Below are 15100 nucleotides of genomic sequence, written 5' to 3' on the forward strand. Positions count from 1 at the left end.
TACCGGGCAACCAACTGACGCAAGTGGCCGCTATAGGACGCGTCAAAGCGGCCATACGTGACGAATCGACGCAGTTCATCCCCGCAGGACGTCCCCATGTGCACCGATCTGACGCAAATGGCCGCTACCGGGCAACCAACTGACGCATGTGGCCGCTATGGGCACCCAGCTGACGCAAATGGCCGCTACCGGGCAACCAACTGACGCAAGTGGCCGCTATAGGACGCGTCAAAGCGGCCATTCGTGACGAATCGACGCAGTTCATCCCCGCAGGACGTCCCCATGTGCACCGACCAGACGCGCAGAGCCGCCAGGACCCCCAGACCTGCAGAGGCTACAGCCCCGCGCGGCGGAGCGTGGATTCGGCGTGCTTGAGGATAGGGCCGTCGATCATCTTGCCGTTGAACTGAAACACGCCTGAGCCTGCCGCTGCGGCCGCGTCGAGCAGTTCGGTGGCTGCCGCGACCTCGGACTCGGTCGGCGCGTAAGCCCCGCGGACCACGGCCACCTGGTTCGGGTGGATGCAGGCCTTGGAGCCAAAACCCGAGGCGACGGCGTCACGGGATTCGTTGGCGAGTCCTTCAAGGTCGGGGATGTTGACGTACACCGAATCGACGGCGTCCTTGCCGAATGCGCGGGCGGCCAGCAGCACCGAGGAGCGGGCGTGCAGGGCGACCGCGCGGTAGGCGCCGTCGTCCGTCCTGCTGGAGGTGCCGCCGAGCGAGGCGAGCAGGTCCTCGGCGCCCCACATCAGCCCGACGACGTTGGGCTCCGCGGCGATGGCGGCGGCGTTGATGACCCCCAGCGCCGTCTCGCACAGCGCGATCACGCTGTAGCCCTCGAGCTCCCTCAGCTGGGCGGCGCTCTCAGCCTTGGCGAGCATCACGTGCCGGTAGGGAGTGTGCTTGAGGCAGTGCAGATCCTTCTCGAACTCCTCCGTGCCGGCCGGATTGATCCGGATGATGGTGCGGCTCGGGTCCAGCTCGGGGACGTCCCCGGTGGCGCCGAGCTGGGCGAGGATGGCGCCGCGGGCACGCTGTTTGTCCGCGGGCGCGACGGCGTCCTCGAGGTCCACGATCACGGCGTCGGCGCGCTCGGCGGCCTTCTGGTAGCGCTCGGGGCGGTCGGCAGGGCAAAACAGCAGGGCGGGGCCCATCAGGAAGCTCATGTGTCTATTCTGCCCTTTTGTGCCGGTTCTTTCCGGGCAGTGCTTGACCGCTGCAGGTTCTTTCCGGTCGCGTGTGCCTGCTGCGCAGCGGTGTGCGCGTCGCGTGTCCACATCAGGCAGCTGCGGGTGGCGAGGGCCACAACGTCGCCGTGCTGGTTCCGGCCGGTGTGCTTCATGGTGACAATCCCCTGGCCGGGCCGGGAAGAGGATAATCGTTTCCCGGTCACGACAGTCTCGGTGTACAGCGTGTCGCCGTGGTACATGGGGTGCGGAAACGACACGTCCGTGAGCCCCAGCTGGGCGATGATGGTGCCCTGGGTCAGCTGCGGAACGGACTGCCCCACCACCGTGGCCAGGGTGAACATGGAGTTCATGAGGCGCTGGCCGAACGGCTGCTCCGCGCTCCAGGCGGCATCGAGGTGCAGGGCCTGGGTGTTCATGGTCATGGTGGTGAAGAGGACGTTGTCCGCCTCGGTCACGGTCCGGCCCGGCCGGTGCGCGTACACCACGTCCTCGTCGAGCTCGTCGAAGTAGAGTCCGCGCTGTTCAACGACCCGCGGTTCGTTGCTCCGGGGTCCAGTCGCGCGCAATGGTTCAGTCGTCATACGGTCAGTTCCTGGTCTTCCTCGAAAAGTTCGGCGCCGGTGGCTGCGGCCACGTCCTCGGCCGTCACGTTGGGGGCGAGTTCGCGCAGCACCAGCCGGGACTGTCCGGCGTCGGTCACGACGTCGATGACCGCAAGGTCCGTGATGATCCGGTCCACGCAGGCTTTGCCGGTCAGCGGCAGCGTGCACCGCTCCACGATCTTGGGCCGGCCGTTCCGGTCCACGTGCTCCATCATCACGATCACCTTCTTGGCGCCGAACACCAGGTCCATGGCACCGCCCATGCCTTTGACCATCTTGCCCGGGATCATCCAGTTGGCCAGGTCACCGTTCTGGGCCACTTCCATGGCACCGAGTACGGCGACATCCACATGCCCGCCGCGGATCATGCCGAAGGAGGTGGCGGAGTCAAAGAACGCGGCGCCCTTGTTGACCGTTACAGTCTCCTTGCCGGCATTGATCAGGTCCGGATCGACGTCGTCCTCCCCCGGGTACGGCCCGACGCCGAGGATGCCGTTCTCGGAGTGCAGGACCACCTCGACGCCGGCGGGGATGTAGTTGGGGATCAGCGTGGGCATTCCGATGCCGAGGTTGACGTACTGCCCGTTGTGCAGTTCCTGCGCCACCCGGGCAGCCAGTTCGTTGCGCGTCCAGCCCTTGCTCTCAACACCGGCGGGGTGCTCGACGGCGGCGGGCCGGTATTCGTGGCGGACCGCTTCGGGACGGGGCGGCGCACCCTGCAGGCTGTTGGATTCCATGGCCTAGGCTCCTGACTGGTCTGTTGCTGGGGTGGCAGTGCCGGCGGCGGACGCGGCGGCCAAGGCCACCGTCCGCTTCTCGATCCGCTTCTCGACGTCCGGAGCGAGCACGACGCGCTGGACGAAGATCCCGGGGATATGGACGTGTTCGGGGTCCAGGTCCCCCGGCTCGACGAGTTCCTCGACTTCGGCGATGGTGATCCTCCCGGCCATGGCGCACAGCGGGTTGAAGTTCATCGCGGTGGCGTGGAAGACGAGGTTGCCGTGGCGGTCGCCCTTCCAGGCATGCACCAGGCCGAAATCGGGGGTCAACGACTCCTCGAGGACGTAGTCGGCACCGTTGAAGCTGCGCACCTCCTTCGCCGCAGAGGCGATCGCGACGTTGCCCTCGGCGTCGTACTTTTGCGGCAGGCCGCCGTCGGACACCTGGGTGCCCACGCCGGCCGGGGTGTAGAAGGCGGGGATGCCGGCCCCGCCGGCGCGCAGTTTCTCGGCCAGCGTGCCCTGCGGGGTGAGAACCACTTCGAGCTCGCCGGCGAGGTACTGTCGCGCGAATTCCTTGTTCTCCCCCACGTAGGAGCTGATGGTGCGGCGGATGCGGCCGTCCCTGAGCAGGATCCCGAGTCCCCAGTCGTCGACTCCGCAGTTGTTGCTCACGGTTTCCAGGTTCGTGGCGCCGCCCTGGTGCAGGGCATCGATGAGGGCGACCGGGATCCCGCACAGCCCGAATCCGCCGACGGCGAGTGAGGCGCCGTCGTGGATGTCCGCGACGGCCTCCGCAGCGCTGGCAACAACTTTGTTAATCATCGTTGATCCTTCCCTCGACGGTTGCGGCCAGCGGGCCGGTCAGAGCCCCAGTTCGCGGGCGATCAGCATCAGCTGGACCTCCGTGGTGCCCTCGCCGACTTCAAGGATCTTGGAGTCGCGGTAGTGGCGTGCCACGGTGAATTCGTTGATGAAGCCATAGCCGCCGAACACCTGGGTGGCGTCCCGCGCGTTGTCCATGGCTGCCTCGCCTGCGACCATCTTAGCGATGGCCGCCTGCGTCTTGAACGGCTTCCCGGCGAGCATCCGGGCGGCGGCGTCGTAGTAGGCCAGGCGGGCGGTGTGGGCGCGTGCTTCCATCCGGGCGATCTTGAACGCGATGGCCTGGTACTTGCCGATGTTCTGCCCGAACGCGCTGCGCTCCTTGGCGTATTTCACCGACTGGTCAACACACCCCTGGGCCGCGCCGACGGCGAGCGCGGCGATCGCGATCCGGCCCTCGTCGAGGATGGAGAGGAAGTTGGCATAGCCGCGGCCCTGGGTGCCCAGCAGGTTGGCCTCGGGGACGTGGACGTTGTCGAGTGTCAGCGGGTGGGTGTCCGAGGCGTTCCAGCCGACCTTGTTGTAGGCCTTCTCGGCCTTGAAACCGGGGGTGTTGGTGGGCACCAGGATGGTGGAGATTTCCTTTTTGATGCTGCCGTCCGGGCGCTCCGACTGGCCGGTCACCGCGGTGACGGTGACGAGGCGGGTGATGTCGGTGCCGGAGTTGGTGATGAATTCCTTGTTGCCGTTGATGACCCACTCACCGCCGCCGAGCTTGGCGGTGGTCTTGGTTCCGCCGGCGTCGGAGCCTGCTTCCGGCTCGGTCAGGCCGAAGCCGGCGAGCGCCTTGCCGGAGGCCAGCAGCGGCAGCCACTCCTCCTTCTGGGCGGCGGTGCCGAAGCGGTGGATCGGCATGGCGCCGAGGGAGACGCCGGCTTCCAGGGTGATGGCGACGGACTGGTCCACCCGGCCGAGCTGTTCCAGGGCCAGGGCCAGGGCGAAGTAGTCCCCGCCCATGCCGCCGACTTCTTCCGGGAACGGCAGGCCGAAGAGGCCCATGTCGGCCATCTGGGAGACGACCTCGTAGGGGAAGCTGTGTTCCTCGTCGTGCTTGGCGGAGACCGGGGCCACCACTTCGTCGGCGAATGCGCGGACGGTGTCGCTGAGGTCCTGGTAATCCTCGCTAAGTTCAAAATCTGGCATGGTGACTCCTTAGTGTGTGCTGCTGTCGAAGATCTGTGTCGGGTGGTGGTCTGGTGCTGAAGCCGTGGAGTGCTACTCCGCCGCGCCCATGGCGATGACGGCTTCCTCGATGGTGTCCTCGGCCTTGGAGGGTTCCGTCGGGTGAACAGGGTGGATCGTGGCGAGGACCTGGTCCGCCTTCACGAGGTCGCCGGACGTGATGCTGATGTGCACGGTCCCGTCCAGCGGTGCCACGAGCTGGTGCTCCATCTTCATGGCCTCCACCGAGAGCAGGACCTGGCCGGCTGTCACGGCGTCGCCGTTTTCGACCGAGACGGACACCACGGTGCCGGGCATCGGCGACCGTACTGCCGGGTCGGCGGCGCCTTCCTCGCGTTCGACGGCGGCGAGCACCCGGGCGAGCTTGGTTTCACGGGTGAGCGGTTCGAGCCGGCAGGACCAGCCGTCGTTGCCTACGAAGACGTACTGTGGATTCCCCTCCGGCGGGCAGTCCTCCCAGACGGCGCCCTGCGCGAAACGCTGTTCCCGTCCGTCGAGTTCCAGGTACACGTCGACACCGGACAGCCCCAGGACCTTCACGTCGTGCACCGGGCCGTTGTTGACCCGGACGGCGGCGTGACCGAGATCCACGTTGTTCAGCCAGGTCACGGCCACGGTGGCCAGCTCTCCGCCGGGAACACCGAAACTCATGGTCCAGGCCGCCGGTGTGCCCAGGCGCCAGCCACGGAGGGTGTCCCAGGGGGATCCCACCGTCGCCGGCCCTTCGGCCAGGACCCAGAAGGGCATGGCAGCGGCAATGAGCTCGGCGTCGCCGGCGCGGCGGAACGTGAAGCCGGGCATCTTCCGTTCGATCAGGCCGGTGTCGAGACGGCCGGCCCGGACGTCGGCGTCGTTGATCAGCAGCCGCAGGTATTCGACGTTGGTGTCGATCCCCAGCGCGGTGTACCGGGCAAGCGCCGTGTCGAGCTTATCCAGTGCCGCAGTGCGGTCTTTGCCCCAGGCAATGACCTTGGAAACCATGGGGTCATAGTCGCTGGAGATCTCGAGTCCCTGAACCAGCGAGGAATCGATCCGGATGTCCGGATCCGCGAGGGCAGGTGTGATGGCATCCAGGTCGTCCATGGCGGTGAAGGTCTCGCCGCGTTCGTCCAGGAGCACCACCTCGCCGCCGGAGGGCAGGAAGTTGCGTTCCGGGATTTCCGCGTAAACCCGCGCCTCCACCGAGTGCCCGGTGAGCACGACGTCGTCCTGGCGGACGGTGAGTTCCTCGCCGGCGGCGATGCGGACCTGCCATTCGACGAGGTCGACGCCGGTCACCATCTCGGTGACGGGGTGCTCGACCTGCAGGCGGGTGTTCATCTCCATAAAGAAGAACTCGTCCGGGGCGTTGTCGGAGACGAGGAATTCCACGGTGCCGGCGCCGCTGTAGTTGACGCTGCGTGCGGCCTGGCAGGCGGCCTCGCCGAGACGGGCCCGGATTTCCGCGCCGTCGGGCAGGGATTCCAGCAGCGGGGAAGGTGCCTCCTCGATGACCTTCTGGTGGCGGCGCTGCAGCGAGCACTCGCGCTCCCCCAGGTGGATGACGTTGCCGTGGTTGTCCGCCAGCACCTGGACTTCGATGTGCCGCGGGGTCAGGACGAGGCGTTCCAGGAACAGCGTGTCGTCACCGAAGGCGCTGGCCGCCACGCGCCGGGCGGTCACCAGGGTCGCCGCAAGATCCTCCGGGCGTTCCACGACGTGCATGCCCTTGCCGCCGCCGCCGGCGGAGGGCTTGATGAGCAGCGGGAAGCCGACGCCGGCCGCGGCCTCGATGAGCTGGACATCCGTCATGCCGGGCTCGGCGATGCCCGGGACCACCGGGACGCCGTAGCCGGTCACGTGGTTCTTGGAACGGATCTTGTCGCCCATGACATTGAGCGATTCGACGCCGGGGCCGATGAACGTGATGCCGGCCTTTTCCAGGGCGCGGGCGAAGTCCACGTTCTCGCTCAGGAACCCGTAGCCGGGGTGCACGGCCTCGGCCCCGGTAGCTTGGCAGGCCTGGATGATGGCGTCGATCTTCAGGTAGCTCTCGGCGGCGGCGGCCGGGCCGATCCGCACGGCGGTGTCAGCTTCACGCACGTGCCGGGCGCCGGCGTCGGCGTCGGAATAGACGGCGACGGAACGGATGCCGAGGGCGCGCAGCGTGCGGATCACGCGGCAGGCGATCTCGCCGCGGTTGGCGACCAGGACAGTGCCGAAGAGCGGGTTTCCGGCTGGTGCCGGATGCGAAGGGGTGGAAGGAATTGTCATGGCGGGCTCACATCCGGAAAAGGCCGAAGGAGGTCTCCGGCAGCGGGGTGCGGGAGACGACGTCGAGCGCCAGTCCCAGGACGGTGCGGGTGTCCGCGGGGTCGATGATGCCGTCGTCCCAGAGGCGGGCGGTGGAGTAGTAGGGGCTGCCCTGGTCCTCGTACTGGGCCTTGATCGGGGCCTTGAAGGCTTCCTCGTCCGCGGCGGACCATTCCTCGCCGCGGGCCTCGTACTGGTCACGTTTGACGGTGGCGAGCACACTGGAGGCCTGGTTCCCGCCCATCACGGAGATCCGGGACGCCGGCCACATCCAGAGGAAGCGCGGCGAGTAGGCCCGCCCGCACATCGAGTAGTTGCCGGCGCCGAAGGACCCGCCGATCACCACGGTGAGCTTCGGGACGCGGGCGGTCGCGACGGCGGTGACCATCTTGGCGCCGTTCTTGGCGATGCCGCCCTGTTCGTAGTCCTTGCCGACCATAAAGCCGGAGAGGTTCTGCAGGAAGATCAGCGGGATGCCTCGCTGGTCGCAGAGTTCGATGAAGTGGGCGCCCTTGAGCGAGGATTCGCTGAAGAGTACGCCGTTGTTCGCCACGATGCCCACCGGGTGGCCGTGCAGCTTCGCGAAGCCGGTCACCAGGGTGGTGCCGTAGTTCTTCTTGAATTCGTGGAAGCGGCTGCCGTCCACCAGCCGGGCGATGACCTCACGGACGTCATACTGGGCGTTGACATCGGTGGGGACAGCGCCGTAGAGCTCCTCCGGATCCGCCAGGGGTTCGACGGCGGTGTCGATGTCCCAGGCGGGGGCTGCCGGGCGGGGCAGGGTGGAGACAATGTCGCGGACGATCTGAAGGGCATGCTCATCGTTCTCGGCGAGGTGGTCGGTAACACCGGAGATCTTCGAGTGCACATCACCTCCGCCGAGTTCCTCGGCCGTAACAATCTCGCCGATCGCGGCCTTCACGAGCGGCGGTCCGCCCAGGAAGATGGTTCCCTGGTTGCGGACAATCACGGTCTCGTCGCTCATCGCGGGGACGTACGCGCCGCCGGCCGTGCACGAGCCCATCACCGAGGCGATCTGCGGGATCCGGGCCGCGGACATCTTGGCCTGGTTGAAGAAGATCCGGCCGAAGTGCTCCTTGTCCGGGAAGACCTCGTCCTGCTTGGGCAGGAACGCTCCGCCCGAATCCACGAGGTAGATGCAGGGCAGCCGGTTTTCCAGGGCGATTTCCTGCGCCCGGAGGTGCTTCTTGACCGTCATCGGGTAATAGGTGCCGCCCTTGACCGTGGCGTCGTTGGAGATGACCAGGACCTGGCGGCCGTGGACCAGGCCGATCCCGGCAATAACGCCGGCGCCAGGCGAGTCGTCGTTGTACATGCCGTTGGCTGCCAGCGGCGCGATTTCCAGGAACGGGCTGCCCTCGTCCAGCAGCTGGTCGATGCGTTCGCGGGGAAGGAGCTTGCCGCGGGCCACATGGCGTTCCCGGGATTTCTCCGGCCCGCCCAACGCCGCCGTGGCGAGGCGTTCTCTCAGCTCGCGGGCCAGCCCCAGCTGGGCCTCGCGGTTCGCGGCAAAGGCGGAGCTCGTGGCGTCCACCTGGCTGGCGATTGTCTCCATTGACTGCTTCCGTTCCTGGCCTTCATGCTGGGGGCCTGCCGTGCGCCCGTTCCAGCCATTTCGGTTAGTACCGCATAACTGAGATTTAGGTTAGTCTCTATTAACTGTGATGTCCAACACAAGGCCGCACAAATGATTGTTTTCTTGAGATGAGGGGTGTGCCGGTGACCGAACCCAGCGAGGCGAGCCGGACCGGCGCGCAGCTTGCAGCGACCCTGCCTCCGACGACCCAGCCTCCGACGACCCAGCGCAGCCAGGCCAAGGAGAGCCGCCGCCAGGCGCTGCTGGCCTCGGCGGCCGCGTTGTTCGCCGTCGACGGCTTCAACCGGGTCTCCCTCGAGGACCTCGGCGCCGCCGCCGGGGTCAGCGGCCCTGCGGTGTACCGGCATTTCGCCGGCAAGCAGGCCGTCCTCGGGGCGCTGCTGCTGAGTGTCAGCCAGGACCTGCTCGACGGCGGCCGGCGCGTCATTGCCGATTCCGACGGTGCCGCGGCTGCTCTGCGCCGGCTGGTTGGCTTCCACGTGGACTTCGCGCTCAGCAACCCCGACGTCATCCGGGTGCAGGACCAGGACTTCAGCAACCTCGCCGACGAGGACCAGGCCGAGGTCCGCGCACTTCAGAGGAACTATGTGGAGCTTTGGGTCGAGGTCCTGGCCGGGCTGCACCCCGGGACCGAGGCCGCCGAGCTCCGGATGCGCGCGCACGCCACGTTCGGCCTGATCAACTCCACCCCGCACTCGGTCCGCAGCCATGGACGGCGGATCGCGGTCAAACGCGCCCGGCCGCTGCTGCAGAGCATGGCACTCGCGGCCCTGATGGCCCCGGCCGTTCCCGCCGGCTGACGGCACCCGCCCGGGCGGCGCGTTCGAAGGGCACTTTGGCGCGGACAACCTCCGGACGGTACGCCTCGGCCGGCTCGGAGTTGGCGCGTTTGTTGTTCGCGGACTTCGATGTGTCGGTGGGCCATATTGTGGCGCAACCGTTTCTGTTGACGGCTGAGGTCGCCGGGGAGGTGCGCAGGGCAGGCACATTCCGGACCATCTGCTGCCCGTCGACGTGGGGCCGCTGGTGGTGGAGTACTTCCCCGACCGCGCGGAGGAATCGCGCTCAGCGCCTCGTCTCGTACCTGGTCAGGACCACCCCGCCGCGAAACGTCCGCGTCTCCACCAGGTTCAGGTTCACCCAGCTATCCAGCGCGGTGAAGAACGGCGTGCCGCCGCCCACCAGGACTGGATGAGTCACGATCGTGTACTCGTCGATCAGCCCGGCCCGCATGGCCGCCCCGGCGAGCGCTGCACCACCAACCCTCATCGGCTGGCCGTCCTCAGCCTTGAGCCGGGTGATCCGCGACCGCGTCGCCGGTGACCAGACGGGTGTTCCAGTCGACCTTGTCGATCGTTGAGGAGAACACCACCTTCGGTGTGTCCCGCCAGTTCCGCGCGAACTCGATCTGCGCCGGGGTGGCATTTGGCTGCTGGTCGCCGGTCGGCCAGTGGGAGCTCATGGCCTCCCACAGCTTGCGCCCATACAGCAACAGGCCGATCGCCCGCTCCTGATCGAGCCACCACTGGAACAGCTCGTCGCTCGGTCCGCTCCAGCCGAGGTCGTCGCCGGGCGCGGCGACGTAGCCATCCAGTGTCAGATTCATGCCGTAGATCAGTTTCCGCATCGCGCCATGCCTTCCGTCTCGTAGTGGTCGAGGGCGTCATTGATCTCTGTCGTCCCGCACATGATCAGCAGCCTCCTGTCCCTCATGGAGCCACCGTAACTGCCAATGATCTGGATGCCATAGCCTCCGGTCAGCGTTTCAACTGAGCTGCCCGGTGAAGGATCCTTCACCGGAACGGGCTGAGGGTGGAAACCCACTCTGTCCGGCATGATCGGGTGAATCTTGAGCAGTACTGGACGATGACCACGGCCATAATCGAGGTATGACTGAGCACTTACCGTCCTGGCCGACCACACAACCGACCTACGGTTCAGTCGTTTTGCGCGAGTTCACCGACGACGACGTACATCTCGCCTTCGAGTTGGGGGAGGATCCTTACATCCCTCTCACTGGCAGCCTTCCCGCACTCCCCACGGAACAGCAGGCGCTGGAGTGGATCCACCGGCAGCGCGGCCGGTTCACCGAAGGAAAAGGGCACCGGGGCCGAGGGATCGCCAGCAGCGCGTTGAAGGCACTGACCGCGTTCGCTTGGACCATCCCCGCTCTGCACCGTTCCCTTTACGACCATGTAGTGGCCGTGCAGACGACTTTGCACATTTCGTGCAGACGGCTCGGAAAATAGCCCCGCCCTATGCCCCGAACTGGGGCACCAGCATCAGATGGTGCCCCAGAAGAAGGCTGCCGGCCGCCCCCCGGAGAAGGGACAGCCGGCAGCCGTTCGCCCGGTGGTACTAGACCATGGCGAGGGCCATGCCCGGATCGGACAGGATGGCGCCGAGGTCCTGCAGGAACCGTGATCCCTGCTCGCCGTCGACCAGCCGGTGGTCAAAGGAGAGGCTGAGCGTCATGACCTGGCGCAGCGCCACCTCGTCCTGGTACTCCCACGGCATCTTCCGCACCGCACCGAGGGCCAGGATGGCGGCCTCCCCCGGGTTGAGGATGGGCGTGCCGGAATCAATGCCGAAGACGCCGATGTTCGTGATGGAAATCGTGCCGCAGGCGAGGTTGGCCGGGCTGGTCTTGCCGGCCCGTGCCGTGTCCGTCAGTTCGGTCAGCGCGGTGGAGAGCTCCAGCAGGGACATCCGGTCGGCGTCCTTGATGTTCGGCACGGTCAGCCCGCGCGGGGTGGCGGCCGCGATGCCCAGGTTCACGTAGTTGTACTGGACAATCTCCTGCCTGGCCTCATCCCAGCGCGTGTTGAGCGTGGGGTGGTTGCGCAGGGCGATCAGCACGGCCTTGGACACCAGCGTCAGCGGCGTGAGCTTGTAGCCGGCAAACGCCCGGCTCGCCTTGAGCTTCGCCAGCAGCTCCATGGTCGGGGTGACGTCAATGGTCAGGAATTCCGTGACATGCGGAGCCGTGAAGGCGCTGGAGACCATCGCGGCGGCGGTGAACTTCCGCACGCCCTTGATGGGCGTCCGGGTTTCCCGCTCACCCTGCGCCGGAGCCTGGCCCTGGGCCGAAACACCGGCCAGGTCCCGGGGTGCCACCGGCAGGTCTCCCCCGTCGACGAAGTTGCGGACGTCCTCGCGGGTGATGAGCCCGAATTCCCCGGTGCCGGTGACGGCAGCGAGGTCGACGCCGAGATCCTTGGCCAGCTTGCGCACCGGCGGTGTGGACCGCGGGCGTTCCGCCGAGTGCGGTGCCGGCCGGGTCTCAACAGGCCCGGCCACGGGAACCATTGGAGCAGCGGCGACCGTTTCGACGGCCGGGGCGGCGTGGACCTGCTCGACGGCGGCGAAGCTGCGGGCGCGGCGGGCCGGACGGCCGGAGCCTTCCAGGACGGCGCCGTAGCCGACGAGGTTCGGCTCGCGCTTGGCGGGCGCGTCGGCACCGGAACCGCCGGTAGGGCCGCCGTCGTCGCCCTCCACTTCGAAGGAGACGATCGGTTTGCCGACCTCCACCACGGTGCCGGGCTGTTCGTGCAGCGCGGTGATGACGCCGGCGAACGGCGAGGGGAGCTCGACGACGGCCTTGGCGGTTTCGACCTCCGCGATGATCTGGTTGAGCGCGACGGTATCCCCCACCGCGACCTTCCACGCGACGATTTCCGATTCAGTGAGACCTTCACCGAGGTCCGGCAACCTGAATTCCTTGATCATGGTGGCGCTCATCCTTCCAGCCCGCTCAGGGAGTTGGGGCGGCCCAGGGCGCGGTCGACGCCGTCGAGGATCCGGTCCAGGCCCGGCAGGTGGTGCATCTCAAGCTTCGAGTACGGGTACGGGACGTCGAAGCCGGTCACCCGGACCGGGGCGGCCTCGAGGTGGTAGAAGCAGCGTTCGGTGATGCTGGCGGCCACCTCGGCGCCGATACCGCCGGTCTGGGAGGCTTCATGCGTGATGACGAGCCGGCCGGTCTTCCGGACCGAGGCTTCCAGGGTCGCGAAGTCCAGCGGGGCGAGCGAGCGCAGGTCGATGACCTCGACCGACACACCCTCGTCGGCCGCGGCAAGGGCAGCGTCCTTGGCCGTCTTGACGAGCGGGCCGTAGGCCACGAGCGTGACGTCCGTGCCTTCAGTGACAACGCGGGCCTTCTCCATCGACAGGGCGGCGCTGAGGTCCAGGGTCTCGTCCACCTCGCCCTTGTCGTGGTAGCGGCGCTTGGGTTCGAAGTAGAGGACCGGATCGTCCGAGGCGATGGCCTGCTGGATCATGGTGTGCGCGTCCTGCGGGTTGGATACGGAGATCACCCGCAGGCCCGAGGTGTGGGTGAAGTACGCCTCGGGTGATTCGGAGTGGTGCTCCGGGGAGCCGATGCCGCCGCCGAAGGGCACACGGATCGTGATGGGCATCTTGACGGCGCCCTGGGTGCGGTAGTGCATCTTGGCGACCTGGCTGACGATCTGGTCGAACGCCGGGTAGATGAACCCGTCGAACTGGATCTCCACCACCGGGCGGTACCCGCGGTAGGCGAGGCCGACGGCGGTGCCCATGATGCCGGACTCGGCCAGCGGCGTGTCCACAACGCGGTGCTTGCCGAAGTCCTTTTGCAGGCCGTCGGTGACGCGGAAGACACCGCCGAGGGCGCCGATGTCCTCGCCCATGAGGATCACTTTGGGATCGTTCTCGAGGGACTTGCGCAGGCCCGAATTGATGGCTCGGGCAAAGGTCATCTGCGTCATCAGCGTGCACCTTCTTCAGAAGCGGCTTCTGCGGGATCGCCGAAGGAAGCCAGGTAGCGGGAATAGTGGTCCTGCTGGCGGTCCAGCGGGGAATGGGGTGTGCTGTAGACGTGCTTGAAGATGTCCATCGGCGCCGGCTCGGGCATGTTGATGGTGCCGGCCCGCAGCGCCTTGGCGACGGCGTCGGCTTTGGCTGCGACGGCGGCTTCGAGTTCCGCCGTGAGCAGTCCCTTGCGTTCGAGCAGTGACTTCAGCCGTGCGATCGGGTCCTTGGCGGCCCAGTCCTCGAGCTCGTTCGCGTCGCGGTACCGGGTGGGGTCATCCGCCGTCGTGTGTGGACCCATACGGTAGGTGACGGCCTCGATGAAAGTGGGGCCGCCGCCGTGGCGGGCCCGGTCGGTGGCGATGCGGGTTGCTGCCATCACGGCCAGGACGTCATTGCCGTCCACGCGCATGCTGGGGATCCCGAAGCCGGCCGCGCGGTCCGCGATCTGGATGTGGGACTGCAGCCGGACGGGCTCGGAAATGGCCCAGTGGTTGTTCTGGCAGAAGAAGACCACCGGGGACTGGAAGCTGGCGGCGAACACCAGGGCCTCGTTGACATCGCCCTCGCTCGTCGCGCCGTCGCCGAAATAGGCCACGGCGACCGAGTCGGCGCCGTCGTTCTGGATTCCCATGGCGTAGCCGGTGGCGTGCAGGGTCTGGGCGCCGATGATGATCTGTTGTGTGGCGACGTTGACCGTGTAGGGGTCCCACCCGGCCAGGGCGTTGCCCCGCCAGGCTTTGACGATGTCCTCCGGGTTGACCCCGCGGCAGTAGGCGACGCCGTTGTCGCGGTAGCTGGGGAAGACGAAGTCGTCGTCGCGAAGGGCCCGGGCCGAGCCGATCTGGGACGCTTCCTGGCCCAGGAGCGGCGGCCAGAGGGCGAGTTCGCCCTGCCGCTGCAGGGCGGTGGCCTCGGCGTCGATCCGGCGGATGACCACCATGTCCTCGTAGAGCGCGCCCAGCTGTTCGTCACTGACGTCCTGGACCCAGGGGTCGAACTCCGGATGGCTTACGCGTTCACCCCCGGGGGTGATGAGTTGGACGAGGTCCCCGCCCGACCGCCTGTTTGATTCTGCACTGTTTCCGGGGCCCCCGGCGGAAATGCCGCCCTTGCCCGCGTCGTCGGTAAACACAGTTGTCCGCACCTTCTGACGTCGTCTGACCGGCGCTCGCAGGACTCGTGATCCCGGTGCGCGCCAGCCGCCCGGGCGCCGTTGCCCCGGATATCTGTGACCCTACTCACAATGCCCATTGGGCACAACCACCTGCGAGTAAGTTGAGCATTCTGCACTGTCTGGCTCCAGCGGACCGTGCTAATCTTGCGCATTATGCAACCCTTGGATGGCACCGACACCCGCCTGCTTTCGGCCATGGCCGGGGACCCCCGGCGGACCGTGGTTGCGCTGGCCCAGAAGCTGGGTTTGTCCCGGAATACCGTGCAGGCCCGGATGGCGCAGCTGGAGAAGAAACACGCCTTCCTGTCCTTTGAGCGCCGCATCAATCCGGCCTCGCTGGGCTACCCGCTGATGGCGTTCATCTCGGTGCACGTGCAGCAGCAAAAGCTCGGCAAGCTGGCGGTGGAGCTGGCTGATATCCCGGAGATCCTGGAGGGCTACGGCCTCACCGGCTCGGCGGACCTGCTGCTCCGGGTGGTGGCGCTCGACGCCGAGGACCTGTTCCGGATCAACGGCAAGATCCTGGCCTGCGACGGCGTGGACCGGACGGATACGGCCCTGGCCATGAGTGAAATGATCCCGTTCCGGATCCAGCCGCTGCTGGAACGCGGCTCCGCCGAAGGTTAACGCCCAAGAGCGCAG

General features: G+C 67.2%; 13 protein-coding genes and 1 pseudogene. 3 read left to right on the forward strand and 11 right to left on the reverse strand.

Features of this window, described 5'->3' with window-relative positions; all coding sequences use genetic code 11:
- Positions 1-334: 334 nt before the first annotated feature.
- The 7 genes from GXK59_RS11265 to GXK59_RS11295 form a co-directional block, all read right to left on the reverse strand.
- Positions 335-1168 (reverse strand): HpcH/HpaI aldolase/citrate lyase family protein, encoded by an 834-nt coding sequence (locus tag GXK59_RS11265; protein WP_160666819.1) that lies wholly within the window; start codon positions 1166-1168, stop codon positions 335-337.
- Positions 1165-1773 (reverse strand): MaoC family dehydratase, encoded by a 609-nt coding sequence (locus GXK59_RS11270; RefSeq protein WP_237393866.1) that lies wholly within the window; start codon positions 1771-1773, stop codon positions 1165-1167. The genes GXK59_RS11265 and GXK59_RS11270 overlap by 4 nt, the downstream gene beginning before the upstream one ends.
- A complete protein-coding gene (locus GXK59_RS11275; protein ID WP_024367547.1) occupies positions 1770-2531 on the reverse strand; it encodes a CoA transferase subunit B in 762 nt (253 codons plus the stop codon). Before GXK59_RS11275 ends, GXK59_RS11270 begins: the two co-directional genes overlap by 4 nt.
- 3 nt (positions 2532-2534) lie before the next feature.
- Positions 2535-3338 carry a CoA transferase subunit A gene (locus GXK59_RS11280; RefSeq protein ID WP_160666821.1) on the reverse strand — a complete coding sequence of 268 codons (804 nt, stop codon included), beginning with the start codon at positions 3336-3338 and terminating at the stop codon, positions 2535-2537.
- A 39-nt stretch (positions 3339-3377) separates the two neighbouring features.
- A complete protein-coding gene (locus GXK59_RS11285; protein ID WP_160666823.1) occupies positions 3378-4541 on the reverse strand; it encodes an acyl-CoA dehydrogenase family protein in 1164 nt (387 codons plus the stop codon).
- Between the two features lie 72 nt (positions 4542-4613).
- Positions 4614-6833 carry an acetyl/propionyl/methylcrotonyl-CoA carboxylase subunit alpha gene (locus tag GXK59_RS11290; RefSeq protein WP_160666825.1) on the reverse strand — a complete coding sequence of 740 codons (2220 nt, stop codon included), beginning with the start codon at positions 6831-6833 and terminating at the stop codon, positions 4614-4616.
- A 7-nt stretch (positions 6834-6840) separates the two neighbouring features.
- Positions 6841-8448, reverse strand: a complete 1608-nt coding sequence (locus GXK59_RS11295) for a carboxyl transferase domain-containing protein (protein ID WP_160666827.1) — start codon at positions 8446-8448, stop codon at positions 6841-6843.
- Between the two features lie 164 nt (positions 8449-8612).
- Between GXK59_RS11295 and GXK59_RS11300 the strand changes: the two genes are divergently transcribed.
- Positions 8613-9290: an SACE_7040 family transcriptional regulator gene (locus GXK59_RS11300; protein WP_443094282.1), complete on the forward strand. Its 678-nt coding sequence runs from the start codon at positions 8613-8615 to the stop codon at positions 9288-9290.
- Between the two features lie 265 nt (positions 9291-9555).
- Here GXK59_RS11300 and GXK59_RS11305 read toward each other — a convergent pair.
- A pseudogene (locus GXK59_RS11305) lies at positions 9556-10117 on the reverse strand (dihydrofolate reductase family protein).
- Positions 10118-10379: 262 nt separating this feature from the next.
- On the opposite strand from GXK59_RS11305, the gene GXK59_RS11310 reads away from it, so the two are divergent.
- Entirely contained in the window at positions 10380-10739 is a 360-nt protein-coding gene (locus GXK59_RS11310) for a GNAT family N-acetyltransferase (protein WP_160666831.1), read from the forward strand.
- 109 nt (positions 10740-10848) lie between these two features.
- On the opposite strand, the gene GXK59_RS11315 is transcribed toward GXK59_RS11310, so the two are convergent.
- From GXK59_RS11315 to pdhA, 3 genes are read right to left on the reverse strand one after another with little or no spacing between them, the layout of a single operon-like run.
- Entirely contained in the window at positions 10849-12231 is a 1383-nt protein-coding gene (locus GXK59_RS11315; protein ID WP_160666832.1) for a dihydrolipoamide acetyltransferase family protein, read from the reverse strand.
- Complete coding sequence (locus GXK59_RS11320) at positions 12228-13238, reverse strand: alpha-ketoacid dehydrogenase subunit beta (RefSeq protein ID WP_024365698.1); 1011 nt, start codon at positions 13236-13238, stop codon at positions 12228-12230. The genes GXK59_RS11315 and GXK59_RS11320 overlap by 4 nt, the downstream gene beginning before the upstream one ends.
- Entirely contained in the window at positions 13238-14416 is a 1179-nt protein-coding gene (pdhA, locus tag GXK59_RS11325) for a pyruvate dehydrogenase (acetyl-transferring) E1 component subunit alpha (RefSeq protein ID WP_160666834.1), read from the reverse strand. The genes GXK59_RS11320 and pdhA overlap by 1 nt, the downstream gene beginning before the upstream one ends.
- 195 nt (positions 14417-14611) lie before the next feature.
- Between pdhA and GXK59_RS11330 the strand changes: the two genes are divergently transcribed.
- Positions 14612-15085: an Lrp/AsnC family transcriptional regulator gene (locus GXK59_RS11330; RefSeq protein WP_160666836.1), complete on the forward strand. Its 474-nt coding sequence runs from the start codon at positions 14612-14614 to the stop codon at positions 15083-15085.
- Positions 15086-15100: the final 15 nt, after the last annotated feature.

It is taken from the genome of Pseudarthrobacter sp. ATCC 49987, from assembly GCF_009928425.1.
Classification (GTDB): domain Bacteria; phylum Actinomycetota; class Actinomycetes; order Actinomycetales; family Micrococcaceae; genus Arthrobacter.